At 39.7% G+C, this 22,492-nt stretch carries 23 protein-coding genes, 3 tRNA genes, 1 pseudogene and 1 other annotated feature; all 27 genes and pseudogenes read left to right on the top strand.

Features of this window, described 5'->3' with window-relative positions; genetic code table 11:
- Positions 1–23: 23 nt before the first annotated feature.
- The 27 genes and pseudogenes from BZG42_RS05365 to BZG42_RS05240 all read left to right on the top strand — a co-directional run bounded on the left by BZG42_RS05365 (position 24) and on the right by BZG42_RS05240 (position 22,442).
- Positions 24–1,046, top strand: a complete 1,023-nt coding sequence (locus BZG42_RS05365; RefSeq protein ID WP_155996211.1) for a branched-chain amino acid aminotransferase — start codon at positions 24–26, stop codon at positions 1,044–1,046.
- Positions 1,047–1,112: 66 nt separating this feature from the next.
- A complete protein-coding gene (locus tag BZG42_RS05360; RefSeq protein WP_024532929.1) occupies positions 1,113–1,346 on the top strand; it encodes a DUF2969 domain-containing protein in 234 nt (77 codons plus the stop codon).
- A gap of 51 nt (positions 1,347–1,397) precedes the next feature.
- Positions 1,398–1,478 (top strand) — tRNA-Tyr (locus BZG42_RS05355).
- 146 nt (positions 1,479–1,624) lie between these two features.
- Positions 1,625–1,696 (top strand) — tRNA-Gln (locus BZG42_RS05350).
- Positions 1,697–1,817: 121 nt separating this feature from the next.
- Positions 1,818–3,023 (top strand): 30S ribosomal protein S1, encoded by a 1,206-nt coding sequence (gene rpsA / locus BZG42_RS05345; RefSeq protein WP_155961973.1) that lies wholly within the window; start codon positions 1,818–1,820, stop codon positions 3,021–3,023.
- A gap of 38 nt (positions 3,024–3,061) precedes the next feature.
- Positions 3,062–3,133 (top strand) — tRNA-Arg (locus tag BZG42_RS05340).
- A 61-nt stretch (positions 3,134–3,194) separates the two neighbouring features.
- A complete protein-coding gene (locus BZG42_RS05335) occupies positions 3,195–3,602 on the top strand; it encodes an NUDIX hydrolase (RefSeq protein ID WP_024532931.1) in 408 nt (135 codons plus the stop codon).
- Between the two features lie 286 nt (positions 3,603–3,888).
- Entirely contained in the window at positions 3,889–5,031 is a 1,143-nt protein-coding gene (locus tag BZG42_RS05330; RefSeq protein WP_155996210.1) for a cysteine desulfurase family protein, read from the top strand.
- 1 nt (position 5,032) lies between these two features.
- Positions 5,033–6,250, top strand: coding sequence for a tRNA uracil 4-sulfurtransferase ThiI (gene thiI, locus BZG42_RS05325; protein ID WP_155996209.1), 1,218 nt, complete (start codon positions 5,033–5,035; stop codon positions 6,248–6,250).
- 242 nt (positions 6,251–6,492) lie between these two features.
- Positions 6,493–7,818 (top strand): branched-chain amino acid transport system II carrier protein, encoded by a 1,326-nt coding sequence (brnQ, locus tag BZG42_RS05320; RefSeq protein WP_155996208.1) that lies wholly within the window; start codon positions 6,493–6,495, stop codon positions 7,816–7,818.
- Positions 7,819–7,982: 164 nt separating this feature from the next.
- Positions 7,983–8,071, top strand: a sequence feature (ribosomal protein L21 leader region).
- A 37-nt stretch (positions 8,072–8,108) separates the two neighbouring features.
- Positions 8,109–8,354: pseudogene (gene rplU / locus BZG42_RS05315) on the top strand (50S ribosomal protein L21); the annotation flags it as partial.
- Positions 8,287–8,493: a GerMN domain-containing protein gene (locus BZG42_RS10105; protein ID WP_323131742.1), complete on the top strand. Its 207-nt coding sequence runs from the start codon at positions 8,287–8,289 to the stop codon at positions 8,491–8,493. The pseudogene rplU and the gene BZG42_RS10105, both read left to right, overlap by 68 nt.
- Positions 8,471–8,764 (top strand): 50S ribosomal protein L27, encoded by a 294-nt coding sequence (gene rpmA / locus BZG42_RS05310; RefSeq protein WP_024532936.1) that lies wholly within the window; start codon positions 8,471–8,473, stop codon positions 8,762–8,764. Before BZG42_RS10105 ends, rpmA begins: the two co-directional genes overlap by 23 nt.
- A gap of 162 nt (positions 8,765–8,926) precedes the next feature.
- A complete protein-coding gene (locus BZG42_RS05305) occupies positions 8,927–9,799 on the top strand; it encodes a GNAT family N-acetyltransferase (RefSeq protein WP_155996207.1) in 873 nt (290 codons plus the stop codon).
- Between the two features lie 60 nt (positions 9,800–9,859).
- Positions 9,860–10,774, top strand: coding sequence for a LysR family transcriptional regulator (locus BZG42_RS05300; protein WP_024531986.1), 915 nt, complete (start codon positions 9,860–9,862; stop codon positions 10,772–10,774).
- The gene (gene lspA, locus BZG42_RS05295) at positions 10,767–11,231 is read left to right on the top strand and encodes a signal peptidase II (protein ID WP_024531987.1); all 465 of its coding nucleotides are present in this window, start codon (positions 10,767–10,769) and stop codon (positions 11,229–11,231) included. Before BZG42_RS05300 ends, lspA begins: the two co-directional genes overlap by 8 nt.
- Entirely contained in the window at positions 11,215–12,114 is a 900-nt protein-coding gene (locus BZG42_RS05290) for an RluA family pseudouridine synthase (RefSeq protein ID WP_155961981.1), read from the top strand. Before lspA ends, BZG42_RS05290 begins: the two co-directional genes overlap by 17 nt.
- 71 nt (positions 12,115–12,185) lie before the next feature.
- Positions 12,186–12,524 carry a zinc ribbon domain-containing protein YjdM gene (locus BZG42_RS05285; RefSeq protein ID WP_024531989.1) on the top strand — a complete coding sequence of 113 codons (339 nt, stop codon included), beginning with the start codon at positions 12,186–12,188 and terminating at the stop codon, positions 12,522–12,524.
- Between the two features lie 65 nt (positions 12,525–12,589).
- Complete coding sequence (locus BZG42_RS05280; RefSeq protein WP_120171745.1) at positions 12,590–13,237, top strand: Pr6Pr family membrane protein; 648 nt, start codon at positions 12,590–12,592, stop codon at positions 13,235–13,237.
- A gap of 339 nt (positions 13,238–13,576) precedes the next feature.
- Positions 13,577–14,098 carry a bifunctional pyr operon transcriptional regulator/uracil phosphoribosyltransferase PyrR gene (gene pyrR / locus BZG42_RS05275; RefSeq protein WP_024531991.1) on the top strand — a complete coding sequence of 174 codons (522 nt, stop codon included), beginning with the start codon at positions 13,577–13,579 and terminating at the stop codon, positions 14,096–14,098.
- A 138-nt stretch (positions 14,099–14,236) separates the two neighbouring features.
- A complete protein-coding gene (locus BZG42_RS05270) occupies positions 14,237–15,160 on the top strand; it encodes an aspartate carbamoyltransferase catalytic subunit (RefSeq protein WP_155974426.1) in 924 nt (307 codons plus the stop codon).
- A 260-nt stretch (positions 15,161–15,420) separates the two neighbouring features.
- Positions 15,421–16,500: a carbamoyl phosphate synthase small subunit gene (locus BZG42_RS05265; protein ID WP_120171743.1), complete on the top strand. Its 1,080-nt coding sequence runs from the start codon at positions 15,421–15,423 to the stop codon at positions 16,498–16,500.
- A gap of 327 nt (positions 16,501–16,827) precedes the next feature.
- Positions 16,828–20,007, top strand: a complete 3,180-nt coding sequence (carB, locus tag BZG42_RS05260) for a carbamoyl-phosphate synthase large subunit (RefSeq protein WP_155963445.1) — start codon at positions 16,828–16,830, stop codon at positions 20,005–20,007.
- Between the two features lie 130 nt (positions 20,008–20,137).
- Complete coding sequence (locus BZG42_RS05255; RefSeq protein WP_155965601.1) at positions 20,138–20,887, top strand: class I SAM-dependent methyltransferase; 750 nt, start codon at positions 20,138–20,140, stop codon at positions 20,885–20,887.
- Positions 20,888–20,900: 13 nt separating this feature from the next.
- Positions 20,901–21,548, top strand: a complete 648-nt coding sequence (pcp, locus tag BZG42_RS05250; RefSeq protein WP_155969500.1) for a pyroglutamyl-peptidase I — start codon at positions 20,901–20,903, stop codon at positions 21,546–21,548.
- Between the two features lie 357 nt (positions 21,549–21,905).
- Positions 21,906–22,178, top strand: coding sequence for a 30S ribosomal protein S16 (gene rpsP, locus BZG42_RS05245; RefSeq protein WP_002940682.1), 273 nt, complete (start codon positions 21,906–21,908; stop codon positions 22,176–22,178).
- 21 nt (positions 22,179–22,199) lie between these two features.
- Entirely contained in the window at positions 22,200–22,442 is a 243-nt protein-coding gene (locus BZG42_RS05240) for a KH domain-containing protein (RefSeq protein ID WP_024531997.1), read from the top strand.
- Positions 22,443–22,492: the final 50 nt, after the last annotated feature.

The following is a 22,492-nucleotide window of genomic DNA, read 5'->3' as shown; positions in this document are numbered from 1 at the left end:
GAAAGTAATCTGGGAGTGTAGATATGTCTGTGTTAATTGATTGGGAAAATCTGGGTTTTTCGTATATGAAATTACCCTATCGTTTCATTGCTTATTATAAAAATGGTCGGTGGAGTAAGGGAGACTTAACAGAGGAGGCTATTCTTCATATTTCTGAAAGCTCGCCAGCCCTTCACTACGGTCAACAGGCTTTTGAGGGGTTGAAGGCTTACCGTACCAAGGAAGGGAAATTACAACTTTTTCGTCCGGATCAAAATGCAGAACGTCTTCAGCGGACAGCCAAACGTTTACTGATGGCTCAAGTTCCGACAGATTTGTTTATTGAAGCCTGCAAACAGGTAGTTAAAGCCAATGCTGACTATGTTCCTCCGTATGGAACAGGTGGAACTCTCTACCTCCGTCCGCTCCTTATTGGTGTTGGTGATATTATTGGTGTCAAGCCAGCAGAAGAATACATCTTCACAGTCTTTGCGATGCCTGTTGGCAATTATTTTAAAGGTGGTCTCGCTCCGACTAATTTTCTTATCCAAGACAAATACGACCGTGCAGCACCAAATGGAACAGGAGCGGCCAAAGTTGGTGGTAACTATGCAGCTTCTCTTCTGCCAGGGCAGTATGCAAAAAAACAGGGGTTTTCAGATGTTATCTACCTAGATCCAGCTACCCATACCAAGATAGAAGAAGTCGGCTCAGCAAACTTCTTTGGTATCACAGCGGAGAATGAATTTGTCACACCAATTTCGCCATCAATCTTACCATCTATTACTAAATATTCTCTTCTCTATCTGGCAGAGCATCATCTGGGTATGAAGGCAGTGGAACGAGAAATCGATATTAAAGATTTGGATCAGTTTGTGGAAGCGGGTGCTTGTGGTACAGCAGCTATTATTTCCCCAATTGGCGGTGTTCAAATGGGAGGCAAGTTCCATGTGTTTTACAGTGAGACGGAGGTAGGACCGATTACTCGTAGACTCTATGATGAGTTAACAGGTATTCAGTTTGGGGATATTAAAGCACCCGCAGGCTGGATTGTAGAAGTAGATTGATTTCATAAGGCTTGTACTTGCAAGCTTTTCTCTTTTTTTGTAGAATAGTAAAAGTGAGGTTAAAAAATGAGCAAAAAAGATAAAAAAATTGAAATTCAAATTGAAGATAGTAAGGTTTTGGTAAATAAAGAAGAGTTTTCTGGCTATCGCCTTGTAATCGGCAAGAAAGTTATTGGTGAGATTGCTGAATTGGCTGAAAACAATTTTGCTGTTGTAAAAAATGGAAATACCGAAAGCTTTTACAAAAAACTAGAAAAAGCAGTCGGAAATATTATTGAAAATTATAATTTAACTCACTAAAGGGCTTGTAATAGTCGTTATTTTATGTTAGAATAATGACTGTTGATGCACGGAGAGATAGCGAAGAGGCTAAACGCGGCGGACTGTAAATCCGCTCCTTCGGGTTCGGGGGTTCGAATCCCTCTCTCTCCATAAAGCAGGATACAAAGAACGTTAATAAATCCGTATGAAAATAGGAAACTGACGTAATGTGTGCAACGCACGAGGAAGTTTATCTTTTTCACTAGGATTTTAGTCCGTGTTCAGCTTGAAGAATTTATATCTTATTTGAATACTCATGGGGTATCGCCAAGCGGTAAGGCAAGGGACTTTGACTCCCTCATGCGTTGGTTCGAATCCAGCTACCCCAGTAAAGGTACTAGGTTTCATTCTAGTTCGTCAAAGATGTCCATTTGTTGTTTGTCCTTGCGTGTGCCTTAAATAAAATATATTTTGTTTTGGGTCGAGAGACCTGATTGTCGGAGGTTTTTAATGAACGAATTTGAAGATTTGTTGAACAGTGTAAATGAAGTTACACCTGGTGATGTGGTAACTGCAGAAGTATTGACAGTTGATGCTGGTCAAGCAAATGTAGCAATCTCGGGTACTGGTGTAGAGGGTGTGTTGACTCTTCGTGAGTTGACAAATGACCGTGAAGCTGACATCAACGATCTTGTTAAAGTTGGTGAAACGCTTGAATTGCTTGTACTTCGCCAAGTTGTTGGCAAAGATACAGACACTGTTACATATCTTGTATCTAAAAAACGTTTGGAAGCACGTAAAGCATGGGACAAGCTTGTTGGTCGTGAGGAAGAAGTTGTTACCGTTAAAGTAACTCGCGCTGTTAAAGGCGGTCTTGCAGTTGAATTTGAAGGTCTTCGCGGTTTCATTCCAGCTTCAATGATTGATAGCCGTTTCACTCGTAATACTGAGCGCTTTGTAGGTCAAGAGTTAGAAGCAAAAATTAAGGAAGTTGATCCATCTGAAAACCGCTTTATCTTATCACGTCGTGAGGTTGTTGAAGCAGAAGCTGCAGCAGTGCGCGCCGAAGTATTTGGTAAGTTGTCAGTTGGTGATGTTGTAACTGGTAAAGTTGCACGTATTACAAGTTTTGGTGCATTCATTGATCTTGGTGGTGTTGATGGTTTGGTTCACTTGACTGAGTTGTCACATGAGCGTAATGTATCTCCTAAATCAGCTGTAACAGTTGGTGAGGAAGTAGAAGTTAAAGTTCTTGCGATTGATGAAGTTGAAGGTCGTGTATCATTGTCATTGAAAGCTACACAACCTGGTCCATGGGATGGTGTTGAGCAAAAATTGGCAGCTGGCGATGTCATCGAAGGTAAAGTAAAACGCTTGACTGACTTCGGTGCTTTCGTTGAAGTATTGCCAGGTATCGATGGTTTGGTACATATCTCACAAATTTCACACAAACGTGTTGAAAATCCAAAAGATGCCTTGTCTGTAGGTCAAGAAGTTACTGTTAAGGTTCTTGAAGTAAATGCAGCGGATGAGCGTGTATCACTTTCAATCAAAGCTTTGGAAGAGCGTCCAGCAGCAGTTGAAGGTGAAGAAAAAGCTGAAAAACGTGCTCCACGTCCACGTCGTCAAAAACGTGAAGACAAACGTGATTACGAATTGCCAGAAACTCAATCTGGTTTCTCAATGGCTGACCTTTTCGGTGACATTGAATTGTAATTGATATAAAAACTTGCTTCTACGCAAGTTTTTCCTTTCCACCCTTAGTGTAATGGATATCACGCAAGATTCCGGTTCTTGAGATGGGGGTTCGATTCCCTCAGGGTGGACTACATACGTTAGAAACTCTTGTTTTTACAGGAGTTTTTATCTTTTTGAAATGGAGTAAATATGCCTGTCAAACTTATTGTTCATGTATTATTAGAGGAAGATGGAAGATATTTAGTTACCAAACGCTCAATGATAAAACGAGGTCAAGAGAATGTTTACCCAAACTTCTGGGATATTCCTGGAGGAGGGGTAGAAGTTGGTGAGCTTCCCCAAGATGCAGCAATTCGTGAAGTGTTTGAAGAAACAGGTCAACAAGTGGAGTTGCTTGCTATTATCCATGAGGATAGTCAATATGATGTATCAAAGGAGATGGTTTTCACTCGGCTAGTTTATAGTGGAAAATTGCTTACAAATTTGCCTATTCAATTAGATCCCGAAGAGCATACTGCCTACCGCTGGATTGGCTCCTTATCGGAATTGATTGGAGACAAGTGGGTTCCCTATCTGGATGCGATTATAAGGAAATAAAAAGAATTTTACCATTAGGTGATGATGTACTATTGACTGGAATCACAAGAGAGACTATCTGTTTATTTATATAGGTTTTAATCCTATCTAGAGTATAGAGTTGATAGAAGTGAGAATTTTTAAAAAACAGATAGACTAATGATTTTTGCTGTATGTTATTTTTGGTATACACCTAAAATTGACCTTCGATTCCAGCTAAGAAAACAAATTGTAAAACTATTTTAAAGAGTGGAAACTCCATGTAAAACATGATAAAATAGGACTATTGTAGTAAAAGGAATAAAAAATGATTTATTTTGATAATGCGGCAACGACACAGGTCTATCCAGAAGTTCTTAAGACCTATACAGAAGTTGTTACAAAAATTTGGGGAAATCCTTCTAGTTTGCACCATCTAGGCAGTCAAGCAACCCGTATTTTGGAAGCATCTCGCAAGCAAATCGCAGAATTGCTTGGCCAGGATAGCAAAGAAATCTTTTTCACCTCAGGTGGTACGGAAGGTGACAACTGGGTCATCAAGGGAGTGGCATTTGAAAAGGCACATCTGGGTAAGCACATCATCGTGTCAGCTATTGAGCATCCAGCGGTAAAAGAGTCAGCACTCTGGCTCAAAACACAAGGATTTGAGGTTGATGTGGCTCCGGTCAATTCTCAAGGTTTTGTGGATCTTGAAGCTTTGGAAGGTTTGATACGTTCCGATACTATTCTAATATCTGTCATGGCTGTTAACAATGAAATTGGAACAATTCAACCGATTGGTGCAATTTCTCAGCTTCTGGCTGATAAGCCAACAATTTCTTTTCATGTAGACGCAGTTCAAGCTATCGGAAAAGTACCAACAGAAGATTATTTGACAGATCGAGTTGATTTTGCAAGTTTTTCAGGTCATAAATTCCATTCTGTTCGAGGAGTTGGTTTTGTCTATGTCAAATCTGGAAAGAAAATCACTCCGTTATTGACAGGAGGTGGACAGGAGAATGATAAACGATCGACAACAGAAAATGTGGCTGGAATAGCCGCAACAGCTAAGGCGCTCCGCCTAATACTAGATAAGGAAGCTGAGAGTCAAAAGCAGCTTGTTGCTATGAAGAAAATTCTTTTTGATGAACTTAGCAAATACGATGATGTAATTGTTTTTTCAGAGATGGATGGTTTTAGCCCCAGTATTTTAACTTTTGGTATTAGAAATATTCGTGGCGAGGTTATTGTCCATGCTCTTGAGGAACACCAAATCTATATCTCAACGACATCGGCTTGTTCATCCAAAGTTGGAAAGCCAGCGGGAACCTTAATTGCCATGGGAGTTCCTCAGAAATTGGCTCAAACTGCCGTTCGTATCAGCTTGGATGATGAAAATGATATGGGACAAATCGAACAATTTTTGACTATTTTTAAGCAAATTTATCAGAATACACAGAAAGTCAGGTAATATGAACTATTCAGAAATTATGATTCGCTATGGCGAATTATCAACCAAAGGTAAAAATAAAATGCGATTTGTTAATAAACTTCGCAATAATATCAAGCATATCCTCTCGGTTTATCCAGAAGTGACAGTTTATTTTGATCGAGATCGTGGACATGTCTATCTGAATGGTGCAGATTATCAAGCAGTATCCACCTCTTTGAAAAAGATTTTTGGTATCCAGAGTTTTGCTCCTTCCTACAAGGTAGAAAAGTCTGTTCAGGCTCTTAAGCAAGCTGTTCAAGGCATTATGAAGGAGATTTACCGTGAAGGCATGACTTTTAAGATTGCGGCACGTCGGAGTGATCATAGCTTTGAACTAGATAGTCGTGATCTTAATCAAGTTTTAGGAGATGCAGTTTTTACGGCCATTCCGACTGTACAAGTCAAGATGAAGTCACCTGATATTGCTTTGCGGGTAGAGATTCGTTCGGATGCAGCCTATATTTCTCATGAAGAAATTAGAGGAGCGGGTGGTTTACCCGTCGGGACATCCGGTAAAGGGATGCTTATGTTATCTGGTGGTATTGATTCTCCTGTTGCAGGTTATTTAGCACTCAAACGTGGTGTGGAGATTGAAGCTCTCCATTTTGCAAGTCCACCTTATACAAGTCCTGGTGCTTTGAAAAAAGCCCATGATTTGACTCGTAAATTGACTGCTTTTGGTGGTAATATCACTTTCATTGAAGTGCCATTTACCGAAATTCAAGAAGAAATCAAGGAAAAAGCACCAGAGGCCTATTTGATGACTTTGACACGTCGTTTTATGATGCGGATTGCAGATCGTGTCCGTCAGGAGCGTGGTGCCATGGTAATTGTCAATGGTGAAAGTTTGGGACAAGTTGCTAGTCAGACTTTAGAGTCTATGCAGGCTATCAATGCAGTAACTAATACGCCTATTATTCGTCCGGTTGTTACAATGGATAAGCTGGAAATTATTGAAATTGCTCAAGAAATTGATACCTTTGATATTTCCATTCAGCCATTTGAAGACTGTTGTACTATTTTTGCACCGGATCGTCCAAAAACCAACCCTAAAATCAAAAATGTGGAACAATATGAGTCTCGTATGGATGTTGAAGCTTTGGTGGAAAGGGCGGTTGCAGGTATTATCGTAAGTGACATCACACCGAGGGAAGATGTTCAAGATGAAGTGGAGAGCTTGATTGAGGAATTGCTATAACATTCTGAAAAAATTCTGTCCCTTTTTTCCTTTCAGCAGTTGTCCAGCCTGAATGGAATATCTCTAATCTTCATCAGCTTTGTTTCTATCGGAATATCTGGTGTTGATTTTATTGAATTATATTACTTTCAAAGATATTTTTACAGATTTTGCTAATCCGGTTTTTCTGATTTTAATTATTTAAAATAGTGACGCTTCATGGTATAATGAAAAATCACAAAGTTCTTTTAAGAGGAGGAGTTATGAAAAAAGGAGCTTTAACAGGTTTACTTTTGTTTGGTATGTTTTTTGGTGCTGGTAACCTGATTTTTCCTCCAGCACTTGGAGTTTTATCTGGTGAAAATTTCTGGCCGGCTATTTTCGGTTTTGTGGTATCAGGAGTTGGAATTTCTGTTATTGCCTTGATTGTCGGTACCTTAAATCCTAAAGGTTATGTTTATGAAATTTCACGCAAGATTTCTCCATTCTTTGCAACGGTTTATCTAGTAGCATTATATTTGGCAATTGGTCCATTCTTTGCTATTCCACGTACAGCAACGACCTCATTCGAGATTGGGATTGCCCCTTTATTAGGAGATGGTAATCCTTCATTTTGGCTTTTGCTCTTTACAGCTTTGTATTTTATTGCAGCGTACCTGATTGCCTTGAATCCATCTAAAATTTTGAACAGTATCGGCCGGATTTTAACGCCGGTATTTGCTATGTTGATTGTTATTTTAGTTGTTCTTGGTTTTTTCAAATACAGTTCAACTAACCCATTACCAGCATCTGCAGCTTATTCGACTGCACAGGCTTTTGGTACAGGCTTTATTGAAGGATACAATACTCTGGATGCTCTTGCTTCTATTGCCTTTAGTGTCGTAGCTGTCAACACCTTGAAACAGCTTGGTTTTTCTAGTAAAAAAGAATATGTATCTACTATTTGGTCGGTAGGACTTGTTGTAGCCTTGGCTTTCTCTGCTTTGTATATCGGCTTGGCCTTCCTTGGAAACCATTTCCCAGTTCCGGCTGATGTTTTATCTTCGGATACAAACAAGGGCGTTTACATTTTGTCGCAAGCAACACAAGCGATTTTTGGTCCAAGTGCTCAGATTTTCTTAGCAGCTATGGTTATCGTGACTTGTTTTACCACAACTGCAGGACTAATTGTTTCAAGTGGTGAGTTTTTCGCTGATCGTTTTCCACGCTTTAGTTATAAAATTTATGCGACAATCTTTACTTTGATTGGTTTTGGGATTGCTAATCTCGGTCTGAATAATATTATTACCTACTCAGTGCCTGTTTTATTAGTTCTTTATCCGATTACGATTTGTATTGTTTTGATTACTATTGTTAATAAGTTTGCACCACTATCAACCTATGGGATGCAGATGACAGTAGGAGTAGTAACTATTTTATCTTTGGTAGAAGTTCTAGCAGGGAAATTGGGTTGGACAGCCGTTTCAGCTTTCATCTCATCTTTACCATTGGCGGGACAATCTTTAGCTTGGTTTTTACCGGCTGTCGTAGGTATTATCCTTTCTCTTTTCTTACCAAATAAACAAGAGAGTGAAGTTTTTGAAATGTAATGGAAGGGGAAGGTAAAAGAAAACGTTATTCTAGCCTTTCTTAAGTCAGAGAAATACACGTTTTCTTAAGTTATTGAGGAGATTTTAGACTTTCCAAAAAATTTAGATATAAATCACTTGCATTTGCAGGTGATTTTTGGTATAGTGGGAGTGTTGACTATGCACAGCCTGTGCAACCGCTCGATTACCGTCACTTAGGCTTATTAAGTAAAAGAGGTTTGTCCCACGGTACTAGGCGAGTCTTCACAAAAAATCGGGCATGAGCCCATATCTTTCATAGGAGGTGCATAATGAGCACATACGCAATCATTAAAACTGGCGGCAAACAAGTTAAAGTTGAAGTCGGTCAAGCTATCTACGTTGAAAAATTGAACGTTGAAGCAGGTCAAGAAGTAACTTTCGAAGAAGTGGTTCTTGTTGGTGGTGAGAAAACTGTTGTTGGTACTCCACTTGTAGCTGGCGCTACTGTTGTTGGTACTGTTGAAAAACAAGGTAAACAAAAGAAAGTTGTTACCTTCAAGTACAAACCTAAAAAAGGTAGCCACCGTAAACAAGGTCACCGTCAACCTTACACAAAAGTTGTTATCAACGCTATCAACGCTTAATTGGTATAGCTTGAGACAATCATTACAGAAATTCGGAGGAATAACATATGTTAAACTTGAATCTTGCTAACTTGCAATTTATGGCCCACAAAAAAGGTGGAGGTTCAACGTCAAACGGTCGTGATTCACAGGCAAAACGTCTTGGCGCTAAAGCTGCTGATGGTCAGACTGTATCTGGTGGTTCAATCCTTTACCGCCAGCGTGGTACTAAAATCTATCCAGGAGTTAACGTAGGTCGTGGTGGAGATGATACCCTCTACGCTAAAGTAGAAGGTGTTGTTCGCTTTGAACGTAAAGGACGCGATAAGAAACAAGTATCTGTTTACCCAATCGCAAAATAAGTCAAAAAATGGCTTAACAATAGGCTTTCCGAGATTTCGGAGAGCTTTTTTCTTGATCTATTTACCATCATCTGGAACTCATTTTCTTCTTGACAATCCTATTAAAGTTGTATAGACTGATATGATAAAAGATAGGAATTTATATGTGAGTGAGGACTTTTTATGAAAAGGTGTATAATAAAAACACGAACCAATCTATCGAAAGCTGAGTTAGAGGCCTGTCATAGTTTGAATGCAGCTTGTAGAGAGGTTGATGGGACCTATCGTCAACCTTACTTGTCTAACATGCTCAATTTTGATAAAGATATGCCAGCCTTTCTTTTAGCTTATCAGGATGAGAGATTGCTAGGATTGTTGGCCATTTATGCAGACGATAGAGAAGAACTAGCTGAAGTTAGTCTGATGGTCAGGCCCGATGTTCGTGGAAAGGGAATTGCTAGCCAACTCTTGGATCAATTTTACTTGATACAAGAGGAGCATAAACTATTAGGTCCGCTTTTTGTTACTGAGCAAGTTTTTCTGCAACAGAATCCGAATTTTTTAGAAAATATGGAGTTAGTAGCCGAGGAAGAGAAAGAGATTTGGTTAAGTAGGGAACGAAAAGCTTTTAAGGAAGTTTATTTGCCAGATATGGAATGTTTGTTAGCAACAGCAGATGATATTGAAGCGATTGCGCAGTTTCAGTCTCAGACTTTTGAAACAAGTTTGGAGGTGAGCATTCAGTATGCAAAAGAAGCAGTCTATGATAAGAATAGTCTTTTATATATTATAAAAAAAGGAGAGAAGATTTTTGCTTCCTGTACAGTGGATCTCTCCACCTCCTATAATTATCTTTATGGTCTTGCTGTTACTGAAGATATGAGAGGAAAGGGGATTGGTTCTGCTTTGGTCAAATCAGTCATCAATGATTTGATTGACAGAAATACGAGAAAATTTCAAATTGCAGTTGAAGAAGAAAATGCTGGAGCTTGGTCACTTTATAAAAACTTAGGTTTTACAGAGCAGACGCAGATTGTTTATATGCGAAAGAAGTAGGAGGTCGGCAAATCCTACTTTTTTTGGTATAATGAGTAGAGCAGTTTTGGAGGTTCAAAGATGAATATTCAACAATTACGATATGTAGTGGCAATTGCCAATAGTGGTACATTTCGAGAAGCGGCAGAGAAGATGTATATTTCTCAACCGAGTTTGTCAATTTCCATTCGTGATTTAGAAAAAGAATTGGGCTTCCAGATTTTTAGTCGAACCAGTTCAGGCACATTTTTAACACAAAAAGGAATGGAATTTTATGAGAGGGCTCAGATGTTGGTCAAGGGCTTTGATCAGTTTGAACACCTCTATTTGCAACCGGAAGAGGGGGAGAAAACTTTTTCAATTTCTAGTCAGCATTATGACTTTCTACCGCCATTGATGACCGAATTTTCTCGTCAGCACCCACAGTATCCACATTTTCGTATCTTTGAATCGACAACGGTTCAGATTTTGGATGAGGTTGCGCAAGGGTATAGTGAACTTGGCATCATTTACTTAAATGAGAGAAATACCAAGGGGATTATGCAGAAGTTAGACAAGCTTCAGTTGCAGGCGGTTGAGTTGGCATCTTTTCAAACTCACATTTATCTTCGTAAGGATCATCCATTGACGATGAAGGATGAGATTGTGTCTTCTGATTTGGTGGGGTTGCCTACAGTAAGATTTACACAGGAAAAAGAAGCTTATCTCTACTATTCAGAAAATTTGATTGACACTTCTGATTCCTCAGTTATTTTTGATGTGACAGATCGTGCCACTTTGAATGGAATTTTAGAACGAACAGATGCCTATGCAACGGGTTCAGGCTACCTTGACAAAGAGAGTGTAAATGGTATTACGGTAATTCCCTTTAAAGGAAAGAGGGACAATCGTATGGTTTATGTCAAACGTGCTGCTGATGAGCTGAGTACCTGTGCACAAGATTTTATTGAAGCGATGCAGGCATATTTCGATAGGAAGAAGGATGAGAATGCGTAAAATTGGATTTCCGCTTTGGATAGCTGTTTTGATTGGTTTAGACCAACTTGTGAAAGGGTGGACAGTTGCTAATATTGAGTTAGATACTGTGCGAGATTTTGTTCCCGGCTTTATGAGTTTAGCCTATCTACGGAATTATGGAGCAGCCTATTCCATTTTGCAGAATCAGCAATGGTTCTTTACCATTGTAACCATTATCGTCATGGTAGGGTTAGTTTGGTATTTTATCAAACAAATCAATGGTAGTTTTTGGATTTTGTTCAGCCTCTCTTTGATTATGGCTGGTGGTTTGGGGAATTTTATAGATCGTGTAAGACTAGGTTATGTTGTAGATATGTTTCATTTAGATTTTATCAATTTCCCAGTTTTTAATGTTGCAGATATTTGTTTAACTGTTGGTGTAGGTATTTTATTTATTTGTATTTTGAAAGAAGAGAAGAATGGAAGTAAGAGTTGAAGTAGGTGGTTTACGTCTGGATAAGGCTTTGGCAGATTTTACAGAATTGTCACGATCAATCGCTAATGAGCAAATCAAAGCTGGCCAGGTTTTGGTCAATGGTGAGCTAAAGAAAGCCAAGTATAGTGTGCAGGTCGGTGATATCATTTCTTATCAAATGCCTGAGGTTGAAGAACTTTCTTATGTTGCCGAGAATATTCCGCTAGAAATTGTTTACCAAGATGCAGATATTGTTGTTATAAATAAACCACAAGGTATGGTCGTTCATCCATCAGCAGGCCATACTTCTGGCACATTAGTAAATGCTCTTCTCTATCATGTGAAGGATTTATCGGGGATCAATGGTGTTCTTCGTCCGGGGATTGTTCATCGGATTGATAAAGATACATCTGGCTTGTTGATGATTGCTAAACATGATGAAGCTCATGTGAGATTAGCTGAAGAATTGAAGTCAAAAAAATCGCTTCGCAAATATTGGGCAATCGTTCATGGGAATTTACCAAATGATCGTGGTAAGATTGAAGCACCGATTGGTCGTTCTGAAAAAGATCGTAAGAAGCAGGCTGTGACCGCTAAGGGTAAGGAAGCCGTGACTAGGTTTCAGGTGTTGGAGCGATTTAAAACTTATACTTTAGTAGAACTAACTTTGGAAACGGGTCGTACCCATCAAATCCGTGTTCATATGGCTTATATTGGACATCCCGTTGCTGGTGATGAGGTTTATGGTCCACGTAAGACTTTGAAGGGGCAGGGGCAATTTCTCCATGCCCGGACACTTGGATTTACCCATCCGCGAACAGGAGAGGTCATCGAATTTACAGCAGAAGCGCCAGCTATTTTTCAAGAGACTCTAGAGAGACTACGGCGGACTGAACACCAGTGAAAACCTTATCATCTTGCCCATTTTTCCAATACATGTTATACTAGAACACGGAAAATGTAAGGAGAGTGAAAATGGAAACTTTACCAAATTGTCTAGAATGTCGTTCTGAATATGTTTATGAAGATGGTGCGCTTTTGGTTTGTCCTGAGTGTGCCTATGAGTGGAATCCAGCAGATGTAGCTGAGGAAGAAAATGGTCCGATAGCTATTGATGCTAATGGCAACCGTCTGGCTGATGGTGATACCGTAACGCTTATCAAAGACTTGAAAGTAAAAGGTGCTCCAAAAGACCTTAAACAAGGTACACGTGTCAAGGGGATTCGTATCGTTGAAGGAGACCACAACATTGATTGTAAGATTGATGGTTTCGGTGCAATGAAGCTTAAATCTGAGTTTGTTAAGAAAATCTAGTAGATTTTATTGCCTAAGTAAAAGACTGGCCTATTCCAGTCTTTTGTCATATATGAAAGGATAGTATGAAGTATCAAAGTATTTTATTTTATAGTCGCTGTTTGTTAACCATTTTAGCTATCACTGGCACGGTATTGGAGATTATGCGATACGGTGTTGGCATGCTTATGTACTATACCGTTCAGTCCAATCTGTTGGTATCTATATTTGCAGTTTATATGCTCTATGCTATGAGAAAGGATATTGATTTACAAAATCACAAATTCCTTCGAATCAAAGCGGCTGTTACCATGTCTATTATGATTACCTGCGTGGTTTATCATTTTATGCTAGCTCCCTTAGCTAAAGATTTCTGGCGTGTGGAAAATATGCTCTGTCATTACATTGTGCCACTTTATTTTCTTTTGGATACTCTGATTGTGGATCGTCAAAGGCAGTACAAATGGTTTGATCCAATTTGGTGGACAACATTGCCAGTCTTTTATATGATTTTTGGTTTAATCAATGGCTTTTTTATCAAGATTCCTATTCCGGACGCTAAGGATAGTCCTTTTGCCTATTTTTTCCTCAATGTTCCAAAGTATGGTTGGCCCTATGTATTGACTTACGCGGGTACAATCTTTGTAGCTTACCTGCTCTGTGGTTTCTTATTGGTGGCAATAAAATCTCTAAACCTTCAACGTCCTGTGTCTATCAAGTCTGATACTCAGTAAAACACGAAGAATTCTCATTTTTTTCAGAAAAAAATTGTCAAGATTGAAATTTTATGCTATACTTATGCCTAATAATCCTTTAAAACCTGTCCAGAGAGGCAGACAAGGAGTCGTGTGTTAAGCAGACTGGTTTATACTAGTCTATGTTTTCATGGTCTCCTTGTAAAAAGGAGACTTTTCTGTTTCTCTTAGCGACGGCAACAGAGCTTAGAGAAATTGATGTAGTTTGAACGGCAGTGAGAACACCGTTCCTCTCTTTTCTTAGTGATTACAGGTTTGAAGATGTCGCAGATCTTAGGAAACTGTGTATCAATGCACTATTTATTTTGAGGAGGTCTTATGAAGACGAAAGAAATTGTTGATGATGTGACGGTGAAGCGGGCAATCACCCGTATTACCTATGAAATTATTGAGCGCAACAAGAACTTGGATAACATTGTTCTTGCAGGAATCAAGACACGTGGTGTCTTTATAGCCAGACGAATTCAGGAAAGGTTGAAACAATTAGAAGGTATAGATGTTCCACTGGGAGAATTGGATACTAAGCCTTTCCGAGATGATATGAAAGTAGAAGAAGATACGACAAGTATAACTGCAGATGTTAATGATCGTGATGTGATACTAGTAGATGATGTTCTTTACACAGGTCGAACCATTCGAGCAGCAATTGACAATGTAGTTTCTTTGGGACGTCCTGCTCGTGTTAGTCTGGCTGTTCTTGTAGATCGCGGACACAGGGAATTACCTATTCGAGCGGACTATGTTGGAAAGAACATTCCGACTAGTCACGCGGAGGAAATTATTGTCCACATGACTGAAATTGATGGACAAGATGCTGTGCTCCTCGTTGAAGGAGTATAGTCATTCCCAATATTTGATGAAAATCAATGTAGACTATCTAAGGCTAATAAGGGTATAAGTTGCTAGGCTATCCTTTTGATTGCCAGAGAATATTACAAATCATTATTTTACACCCAAACTATAAAGGTAGGTATCATCATGACAATTACAAATGGTAAAGTTTCACTCAAACACTTGGTTACAATGGAAACTCTTTCGAATGAAGAAGTGCTGGGACTCATCCAACGAGGAATTGCTTTTAAACGCGGAGAACGAGTGGAATTGGATCGAAAGTATTTCGCTTCTAATCTATTTTTTGAAGATTCAACTCGAACTCATAAGTCTTTTGAAATGGCAGAGCTACGTTTGGATATGGGAATGATTGATTTTGATGCTCGTACAAGTTCTGTCAATAAGGGGGAGACTTTATATGATACCATTTTAACAATGTCTGCTTTGGGAGTGGATATTTGCGTGATTCGCCATTCAGAAGTTGATTACTACAAACAGCTAATCGACAGTCCGACTATTCAGACATCTATCGTCAATGGTGGTGATGGTTCTGGGCAGCATCCGAGTCAATCCTTGCTTGATTTGATGACTATCTACGAGGAATTTGGAACGTTTGAGGGGCTAAAGATTGCTATTGCTGGAGATATTACGCATTCGCGTGTTGCTAGATCCAACATGCAGATATTGAAGCGTTTGGGTGCAGAGATTTTCTTTACTGGTCCGGAAGAGTGGTATTCAGAGGATTTTGATGTTTATGGACAGCACTTGAATATTGATGATATTGTTGAAACAGTGGATGTATTGATGTTGCTCCGGGTACAACATGAGCGCCACGATGGTGCTGGTGGATTTTCAAAAGAAACCTATAACAGCATGCATGGTTTGACAGATGAGCGCTACAAACGCTTGAAAGATAGTGCCATTGTCATGCATCCAGCTCCTGTCAATCGTGATGTAGAAATTGATGATCATTTAGTAGAAGCTTCAAAGTCACGTATTGTTCGCCAAATGCAAAATGGTGTTTTTGTTCGTATGGCGATTTTGGAAGCCATTGTGAATGGGAAGGCTTAAAATATATTATTAGTCAAGAACGAGTCGTGTAAGAGCTTATCTTGTACTAGTTGGATCTGGTGTCAAAAGTTTTATTTAATGTCGCCCTGTGAGGCTACAAATAGAAAGGAGAAGGGGTGTTATTCTATCCGGGTTTTGTAATTGAATTCCGGCTACGGACTGAGTCAAAAAGATAGTTTTTCCTTGAATGGTTTTGTTTTTCATCCAAATAAATTCCTATTTTGATTGTGTCTGCTTAACGCCTTTAATATCTTATTATTATGTCAAAAAGACGTTTAATTTTAGAAGATGGGACAATTTTTGAAGGTGAAGCCTTCGGTGCAACTACTGATGTGACAGGAGAATTGGTCTTTTCGACTGGTATGACGGGGTACCAAGAGTCCATTACAGATCAGTCTTATAATGGTCAAATTTTAACGTTTACCTATCCTTTGATAGGGAATTATGGTATAAATCGGGATGATTATGAATCAATTAAGCCGACTTGTAAGGGAGTTGTCGTCAGTGAATGGGCTCGTCGAGCTAGTAATTGGCGCAATCAAATGACTTTAGATGAATTTTTAAAGGCTAAGAATATTCCTGCGATTTCAGGAATTGATACGCGTGCACTTACAAAAATTATTCGCCAACACGGTACCATGAAAGCTACCTTGGCCAATGTAGGAGATTCTGTTGAACATCTGACAGATCAGTTGAGGGCGACCGTTTTACCAACTAATAATATCCAGCAGGTATCTACCAAAACTGCATATCCTGCACCAGGTATTGGTCGCAGCATTGTGTTGGTTGACTTTGGGCTCAAACATTCTATTCTCAGAGAATTAGCGAAGCGTGATTGCAACGTAACTGTTGTGCCTTATGACACAACAGCTGAAGAAATTCTATCCCTAGATCCAGATGGTGTCATGTTATCCAATGGACCAGGGAATCCTGATGATGTGCCTGAAGCACTTGATATGATTCGTGGTATTCTTGGAAAAATTCCAATTTTCGGTATCTGTATGGGGCATCAACTCTTTGCAAAAGCCAATGGTGCAAAGACCTATAAAATGAAGTTTGGGCACCGTGGGTTTAACCATGCGGTACGTGAGATTGCAACGGGGCGTGTTGATTTTACTAGTCAGAATCATGGCTATGCTGTCGCACGTGAGGAATTACCAGAATGTCTGATGATTACGCATGAAGAGATCAATGATCGGTCAGTTGAAGGTGTGCGACATAAATATCACCCAGGTTTTTCTGTCCAATTCCATCCGGATGCAGCACCCGGTCCGCACGATGCTAGTTACCTTTTTGATGAATTTATGGACTTAATAGATTCTTTTAAGAAGGAAAACTAGCAAGGATTTTGTACTGTTCCATGAGACAGCAAGTTAGGTAGAAGCTAAGTTTCTTGTCCTCCCTTCAAGAGGTGGCCGATTCTTGCATTTGTTTTTAAAATGATTTAATCTTGACTTATTTTCTCGTGTCGAAAATCTTATTTAATGTCGCCCTGTGAGGCGACAAATAGAAAGGGGAGAATACAGGTTCGTGAAAACTTTTTGGTTTTCAGGTTCGAACACGCCCTATAAGCTGTGTCAAAAGGATAAGGTTTCTAGTATCTGTTGATATTGTATTAGCCTTCTTATTTTGACTTTGTTTACTTAACGGGCCTTGTATCATAAATTATGCCAAAGCGTTTAGATATTAAAAAAATTATGGTGATTGGGTCTGGTCCGATTGTTATTGGTCAGGCGGCCGAGTTTGATTATGCTGGAACTCAGGCTTGTTTAGCTCTGAAAGAAGAGGGCTATAGTGTCGTACTTGTCAACTCCAATCCAGCAACTATCATGACGGACAAGGAGATTGCGGATAAGGTCTATATTGAGCCGATTACGCTTGAATTTGTCACTCGTATTTTACGCAAAGAACGTCCAGATGCTCTTTTGCCAACGCTCGGAGGTCAGACAGGTCTTAACATGGCGATGGAGTTATCGAAGGCTGGGATTTTGGAAGAGCTGGGTGTAGAGCTTTTAGGAACTAAGTTATCTGCTATTGATCAAGCCGAAGATCGTGACCTCTTTAAGCAACTTATGGAGGAATTGAAGCAACCTATTCCAGAATCTACTATTGTAACAACTGTTGAAGAAGCCTTGCATTTTGCTCGTGAAATTGGCTACCCAGTCATTGTTCGTCCAGCCTTTACATTAGGTGGTACTGGTGGTGGAATGTGTACCGATGAAGTAGAATTACGTGAGATTGTCAAGAATGGTCTGAAGCTCTCTCCAGTCACTCAGTGTTTGATTGAACGATCTATTGCTGGTTTTAAAGAAATTGAGTATGAAGTGATGCGCGATGCTGCAGATAATGCCCTTGTTGTCTGCAACATGGAAAACTTCGATCCTGTGGGGATTCATACAGGAGATTCTATCGTTTTTGCTCCCACTCAAACCCTCTCAGATATTGAAAATCAGATGCTTCGTGATGCCAGTCTTAGTATCATTCGAGCTTTGAAGATCGAGGGCGGCTGCAACGTTCAACTGGCACTAGATCCACACAGTTTTAAGTATTATGTTATCGAGGTCAATCCTCGTGTATCTCGTTCGTCTGCCTTAGCTTCCAAAGCAACTGGTTACCCGATTGCAAAATTGGCAGCCAAAATCGCTGTTGGCCTCAGACTTGATGAAATGATCAATCCTGTAACAGGAACAACATACGCCATGTTTGAACCAGCATTGGACTACGTAGTAGCCAAAATTCCACGTTTTCCATTTGACAAGTTTGAAAAAGGCGAACGTCGTTTGGGAACACAGATGAAGGCAACGGGAGAAGTTATGGCGATTGGTCGTAATATTGAAGAAAGTCTGCTAAAGGCTTGCCGTTCGCTTGAAATTGGTGTCTATCATAATGAAATGCCGGAACTTAGCCGGCTGTCGGATGATGCCCTGGTCGAAAAAATTGTCAAGGCGCAGGATGATCGTCTTTTCTATCTTTCGGAAGCACTCAGACGCGGTTATACAGTAGAAGAATTGGCACAGTTAACGAAGATTGATCTATTTTTCCTCGATAAATTGCTTCATATTTTGGAAATAGAGCAGGAATTGGCAGTTAACTTTGATCATATTGATGTTCTGAAAAAAGCCAAGAAATATGGCTTTTCGGATCGTAAGATTGCAGAGCTTTGGGGCAGAACAGAAAGTTATATTCGTCGTGTTCGGATGGAAAACAAGATTATTCCAGTCTACAAGATGGTCGATACCTGTGCTGCGGAGTTTGAAAGCTCAACGCCATACTTCTATTCAACCTATGAATGGGAAAATGAGTCAATCAAATCAGAAAAGGAATCTGTCTTGGTTCTAGGTTCGGGTCCAATTCGGATTGGTCAAGGTGTTGAGTTTGATTATGCAACGGTTCACTCGGTTAAGGCTATTCAAGCCGCAGGCTATGAAGCTATCATCATGAACTCAAATCCAGAGACTGTTTCGACAGATTTTTCTATTTCAGATAAGCTTTACTTTGAACCACTGACCTTAGAAGATGTTCTCAATGTTATTGATTTGGAGCAACCAAAAGGTGTCGTTGTTCAGTTTGGTGGACAGACAGCTATCAATCTGGCAGAATCATTGGCAAAAGCTGGGGTTCAGATCTTGGGGACTCAGGTAGCGGATTTAGATCGTGCAGAGGATAGAGATTTATTTGAAAAAGCATTGAAAGAATTAGGTATTCCCCAGCCACCAGGTCAGACTGTAACCACTGAAGAAGAGGCCATCAAGGCAGCTTGCAAGCTCGGTTTTCCAGTACTCGTGCGTCCTTCTTATGTTCTTGGGGGACGCGCCATGGAAATTGTTGAAAATGAAGATGATTTACGTTCTTACATGCGAACTGCGGTAAAGGTATCACCTGAACACCCGGTCTTAGTTGATTCTTATATTCTTGGTCGAGAGTGTGAAGTAGATGCTATCTCGGATGGTACCGATGTTCTTATTCCCGGCATTATGGAGCATATCGAGCGTGCAGGTGTCCATTCGGGTGATTCGATGGCAGTTTATCCTCCACAAGGTTTGTCTAAAAAGGTTCAAGAAACAATTGCAGATTATACTAAACGCTTGGCGATTGGTCTACATTGTATTGGTATGATGAATATTCAATTTGTCATCAAAGATGAGATGGTCTATGTTATTGAAGTAAACCCTCGTGCCAGTCGTACAGTACCTTTTTTATCAAAGGTAACCGATATCCCGATGGCTCAGGTAGCGACTCAGCTAATTTTAGGGAAGTGCTTGACTGAATTGGGCTATGAGGGGGGACTCTATCCTGAAAGTCAACAAGTTCATGTGAAAGCACCGGTATTCTCCTTTTCTAAATTGGCCAAAGTAGATAGTCTTTTGGGACCTGAAATGAAGTCTACTGGTGAGATCATGGGTTCAGACCAGACATTGGAAAAAGCTCTCTATAAGGCTTTTGAGGCTAGCCATCAGCATCTGGAGGAGTTTGGGAATATCGTTTTTACCATTGCGGATGAAGATAAGGAAGAAGCGTTAGGACTTGCTCAACGTTACCATGAGTTGGGGTATGGTCTATTTGCAACAGCAGGAACGGCAGCCTATCTCGTCAATAAAGGCTTATCCGTGACACCTGTTGGTAAATTAGGTGATTCTGAATATCCAGACATCCCTAGTTTGGTTCGGGCAGGAAAAGTTCAAGCAATCATCAATACAGTTAGCAAAAAGCGCATAGTTGATGGAGATGGTCAAATGATCCGTAGATCTGCTATTGAAGGAGGAATTCCTCTTTTCACAGCGCTTGATACAGCAGAAGCAATGGTAAAAGTGCTGGAAAGTCGTAGTTTTATGACTCAGGCAATCTAGAAGAGAGAGTATGCCTGCTGTCTTCAATTTTTTATAAATCATGATTTTAAATTGGTTTATTGATTGAATTTGCAACATTTAGTACAGAGGGTGATTTCGCAAGAGGTCATCTTTTTGTTATAATCTAACTATGCAATATATTGTTACAACTAGTCTTAGAATGAACGAACTCCTTGTCGCAAAAGCTAAGCAGATAGCTGGAGGCCTAGGGGTTCGGTATGTCGAACGCAAGAAGCAGTCCGTTTCTGCCTTATTAAGGAGGGTAGATGGTATCTTAGTTGTCTATCAAGAACAACTCACTCTGGAACAGAAGAACGGTCAAAGACTGTTTTTTCATCCGGATACAGCTATTTTGCGGATTAAATCGGGGCGAGACCCACTTGTAGAACTGGTAGGAGCTAGCGCAAAAAGAGTCTTAGATTGTACCATGGGGCTTGCTTCTGATAGTATTGTACTGGCTAGTGCAGGCCATCGGGTTACAGCTCTGGAAAGTTCTCAACTGATTCATTTTATCGTTCGTCAAGGTTTGCAGGATTTTGATAGTGGTGATGAATCTATCAACCAAGCCATGCGAGGAGTCAAAACTTTGTGGACAGATAGTCTGACTTATCTAAGGGAGCAACCAGATAAATCTTTTGATATAATCTACTTTGATCCTATGTTCTCACAAAAAATAAAAGAATCACAAAATTTAGCTGGTCTGGCTGGTCTGGCAAATGTTAGTCGCTTGAATGAGGACATTCTCCATGAAGCCAAACGGGTTGCCAGAGAGAAAATTATTTTAAAAGCTCATTTTAGAGATAGGATTTTTGAGGAATTAGGTTTTGTTCGTCACATACGACCCAATCAAAAATTTCATTACGGAGAAATAATACTATAGGAGAAGTGATAAAATGAAAATTTTAGTAACTGGTTTTGATCCCTTCGGTGGTGATACTGTCAATCCTGCTTTGGAAGTGATCAAGCGCTTGCCTAAGCATATCACTGGTGCAGAGATTATAGTGGCTGAGATACCGACTGTCTTTTATCAATCTGCCAGTGTTTTAGAAGAACAGTTATCAAAGCATTTGCCGGATGCTGTTCTCTGTCTCGGTCAAGCTGGTGGTCGTATGGAATTGACTTTTGAGCGGGTTGCTATCAACCAAGATGATGCACGTATTCCAGACAATGCCGGGCAACAGCCGATTGATACGGCTATTCGTGAAAATGGGGCCCCTGCTTATTTTTCAACGCTACCAATCAAGGCTATGGTAGAAGCTGTTCGTAAAGCTGGGATTCCTGCATCAGTGTCCAATACTGCTGGAACTTTTGTTTGCAATCATCTTATGTATCAATCCCTTTATCTGGCTGAGCGGAATTTTCCGCAGACTAGGGCTGGATTTTTACATATCCCTTTTATACCTGAACAAGTTATTGGCAAATCCGGACTTGCTTCAATGTCTTTGGAGGTTATCGTAAAAGGGGTCCAAGTAGCAATAGAGACTATTGTAGAATATGCAGGGAAAGAAGATATGAAAATAGTTGGAGGAGCGACTCATTGATGGGACTCCTCGAAAAAAATTATGTCTATTTGTAATTGCCCTTGAATATGAAAAATACTCAAAATGAAATGGATAGAAAAAATAAAAGAAAATACGTGATGGTATGATAAAAAATTTATTTTAAGTAAGATGTCTGATAAGTTAGTTACAGTACAAGTACTGGCCGGATTTTATTATAGATAATTTGGGAAAATTCATCCGACTCAAAAATAGACATTTTTGCTAGAAATATGAAAAATAATTAAAAGTGTCAAGTTTTTTTCTTGACACCTGATAGAAGTATGATATAATAAAACATGTGCTAAATAGCTCTGCTATTTCACCGAATACTATCATAAAGAAAAGAGAATACTAAAAATGGCAGTAAAAATCCGTTTAACTCGTATGGGTTCTAAAAAGAAACCTTTCTATCGTATCAACGTTGCAGACTCACGCGCACCACGTGATGGTCGTTTTATCGAGACTGTTGGTACTTACAACCCACTTTTGGCTGAAAACTCAGTAACTCTTAAAGAAGAGCGTGTACTTGAGTGGTTGGCAAAAGGTGCACAACCATCTGATACTGTTCGTTCCCTTCTTTCAAACGCAGGCGTTTTGAAAAAATTCCACGAGCAAAAATTCTCTAAATAAGAATAGTAAGCGAGAACACTTATGGACATGATTGAAAATCTCATTATTGCAATTGTGAAACCATTGATTTCACAACCTGAAAGTTTGACGATTAAAATCGTTGATACACCTGAATTCTTGGAATACCATTTGGATTTAGATCCGTCTGATATTGGTCGCATCATTGGTAGGAAAGGACGTACAATTTCTGCAATCAGGACGATTGTTTATTCTGTTCCAACAAGTGGTAAGAAAGTTCGTTTAGTGATTGACGAAAGAGAATAGGAAAGTCACCATTTGGTGGCTTTTATAGTCTCTTGCTACTATCATTTTGG

Source organism: Streptococcus sp. DAT741 (genome assembly GCF_009866825.1).
GTDB classification, from domain to species: domain Bacteria; phylum Bacillota; class Bacilli; order Lactobacillales; family Streptococcaceae; genus Streptococcus; species Streptococcus ruminantium.
The sequence above is the reverse complement of the archived record's forward strand: the minus strand, read 5'-3'. Positions and strand labels throughout refer to the sequence as shown.

What these genes read in the sequence shown, in the direction of transcription:
- BZG42_RS05365 (WP_155996211.1), top strand. Translation starts at nt 24, where the DNA reads ATGTCTGTGTTAATTGATTGGGAAAATCTGGGTTTTTCGTATATGAAA.
- BZG42_RS05360 (WP_024532929.1), top strand. Translation starts at nt 1,113, where the DNA reads ATGAGCAAAAAAGATAAAAAAATTGAAATTCAAATTGAAGATAGTAAG.
- rpsA (WP_155961973.1), top strand. Translation starts at nt 1,818, where the DNA reads ATGAACGAATTTGAAGATTTGTTGAACAGTGTAAATGAAGTTACACCT.
- BZG42_RS05335 (WP_024532931.1), top strand. Translation starts at nt 3,195, where the DNA reads ATGCCTGTCAAACTTATTGTTCATGTATTATTAGAGGAAGATGGAAGA.
- BZG42_RS05330 (WP_155996210.1), top strand. Translation starts at nt 3,889, where the DNA reads ATGATTTATTTTGATAATGCGGCAACGACACAGGTCTATCCAGAAGTT.
- thiI (WP_155996209.1), top strand. Translation starts at nt 5,033, where the DNA reads ATGAACTATTCAGAAATTATGATTCGCTATGGCGAATTATCAACCAAA.
- brnQ (WP_155996208.1), top strand. Translation starts at nt 6,493, where the DNA reads ATGAAAAAAGGAGCTTTAACAGGTTTACTTTTGTTTGGTATGTTTTTT.
- rpmA (WP_024532936.1), top strand. Translation starts at nt 8,471, where the DNA reads ATGTTAAACTTGAATCTTGCTAACTTGCAATTTATGGCCCACAAAAAA.
- BZG42_RS05305 (WP_155996207.1), top strand. Translation starts at nt 8,927, where the DNA reads ATGAAAAGGTGTATAATAAAAACACGAACCAATCTATCGAAAGCTGAG.
- BZG42_RS05300 (WP_024531986.1), top strand. Translation starts at nt 9,860, where the DNA reads ATGAATATTCAACAATTACGATATGTAGTGGCAATTGCCAATAGTGGT.
- lspA (WP_024531987.1), top strand. Translation starts at nt 10,767, where the DNA reads ATGCGTAAAATTGGATTTCCGCTTTGGATAGCTGTTTTGATTGGTTTA.
- BZG42_RS05290 (WP_155961981.1), top strand. Translation starts at nt 11,215, where the DNA reads ATGGAAGTAAGAGTTGAAGTAGGTGGTTTACGTCTGGATAAGGCTTTG.
- BZG42_RS05285 (WP_024531989.1), top strand. Translation starts at nt 12,186, where the DNA reads ATGGAAACTTTACCAAATTGTCTAGAATGTCGTTCTGAATATGTTTAT.
- BZG42_RS05280 (WP_120171745.1), top strand. Translation starts at nt 12,590, where the DNA reads ATGAAGTATCAAAGTATTTTATTTTATAGTCGCTGTTTGTTAACCATT.
- pyrR (WP_024531991.1), top strand. Translation starts at nt 13,577, where the DNA reads ATGAAGACGAAAGAAATTGTTGATGATGTGACGGTGAAGCGGGCAATC.
- BZG42_RS05270 (WP_155974426.1), top strand. Translation starts at nt 14,237, where the DNA reads ATGACAATTACAAATGGTAAAGTTTCACTCAAACACTTGGTTACAATG.
- BZG42_RS05265 (WP_120171743.1), top strand. Translation starts at nt 15,421, where the DNA reads ATGTCAAAAAGACGTTTAATTTTAGAAGATGGGACAATTTTTGAAGGT.
- carB (WP_155963445.1), top strand. Translation starts at nt 16,828, where the DNA reads ATGCCAAAGCGTTTAGATATTAAAAAAATTATGGTGATTGGGTCTGGT.
- BZG42_RS05255 (WP_155965601.1), top strand. Translation starts at nt 20,138, where the DNA reads ATGCAATATATTGTTACAACTAGTCTTAGAATGAACGAACTCCTTGTC.
- pcp (WP_155969500.1), top strand. Translation starts at nt 20,901, where the DNA reads ATGAAAATTTTAGTAACTGGTTTTGATCCCTTCGGTGGTGATACTGTC.
- rpsP (WP_002940682.1), top strand. Translation starts at nt 21,906, where the DNA reads ATGGCAGTAAAAATCCGTTTAACTCGTATGGGTTCTAAAAAGAAACCT.
- BZG42_RS05240 (WP_024531997.1), top strand. Translation starts at nt 22,200, where the DNA reads ATGGACATGATTGAAAATCTCATTATTGCAATTGTGAAACCATTGATT.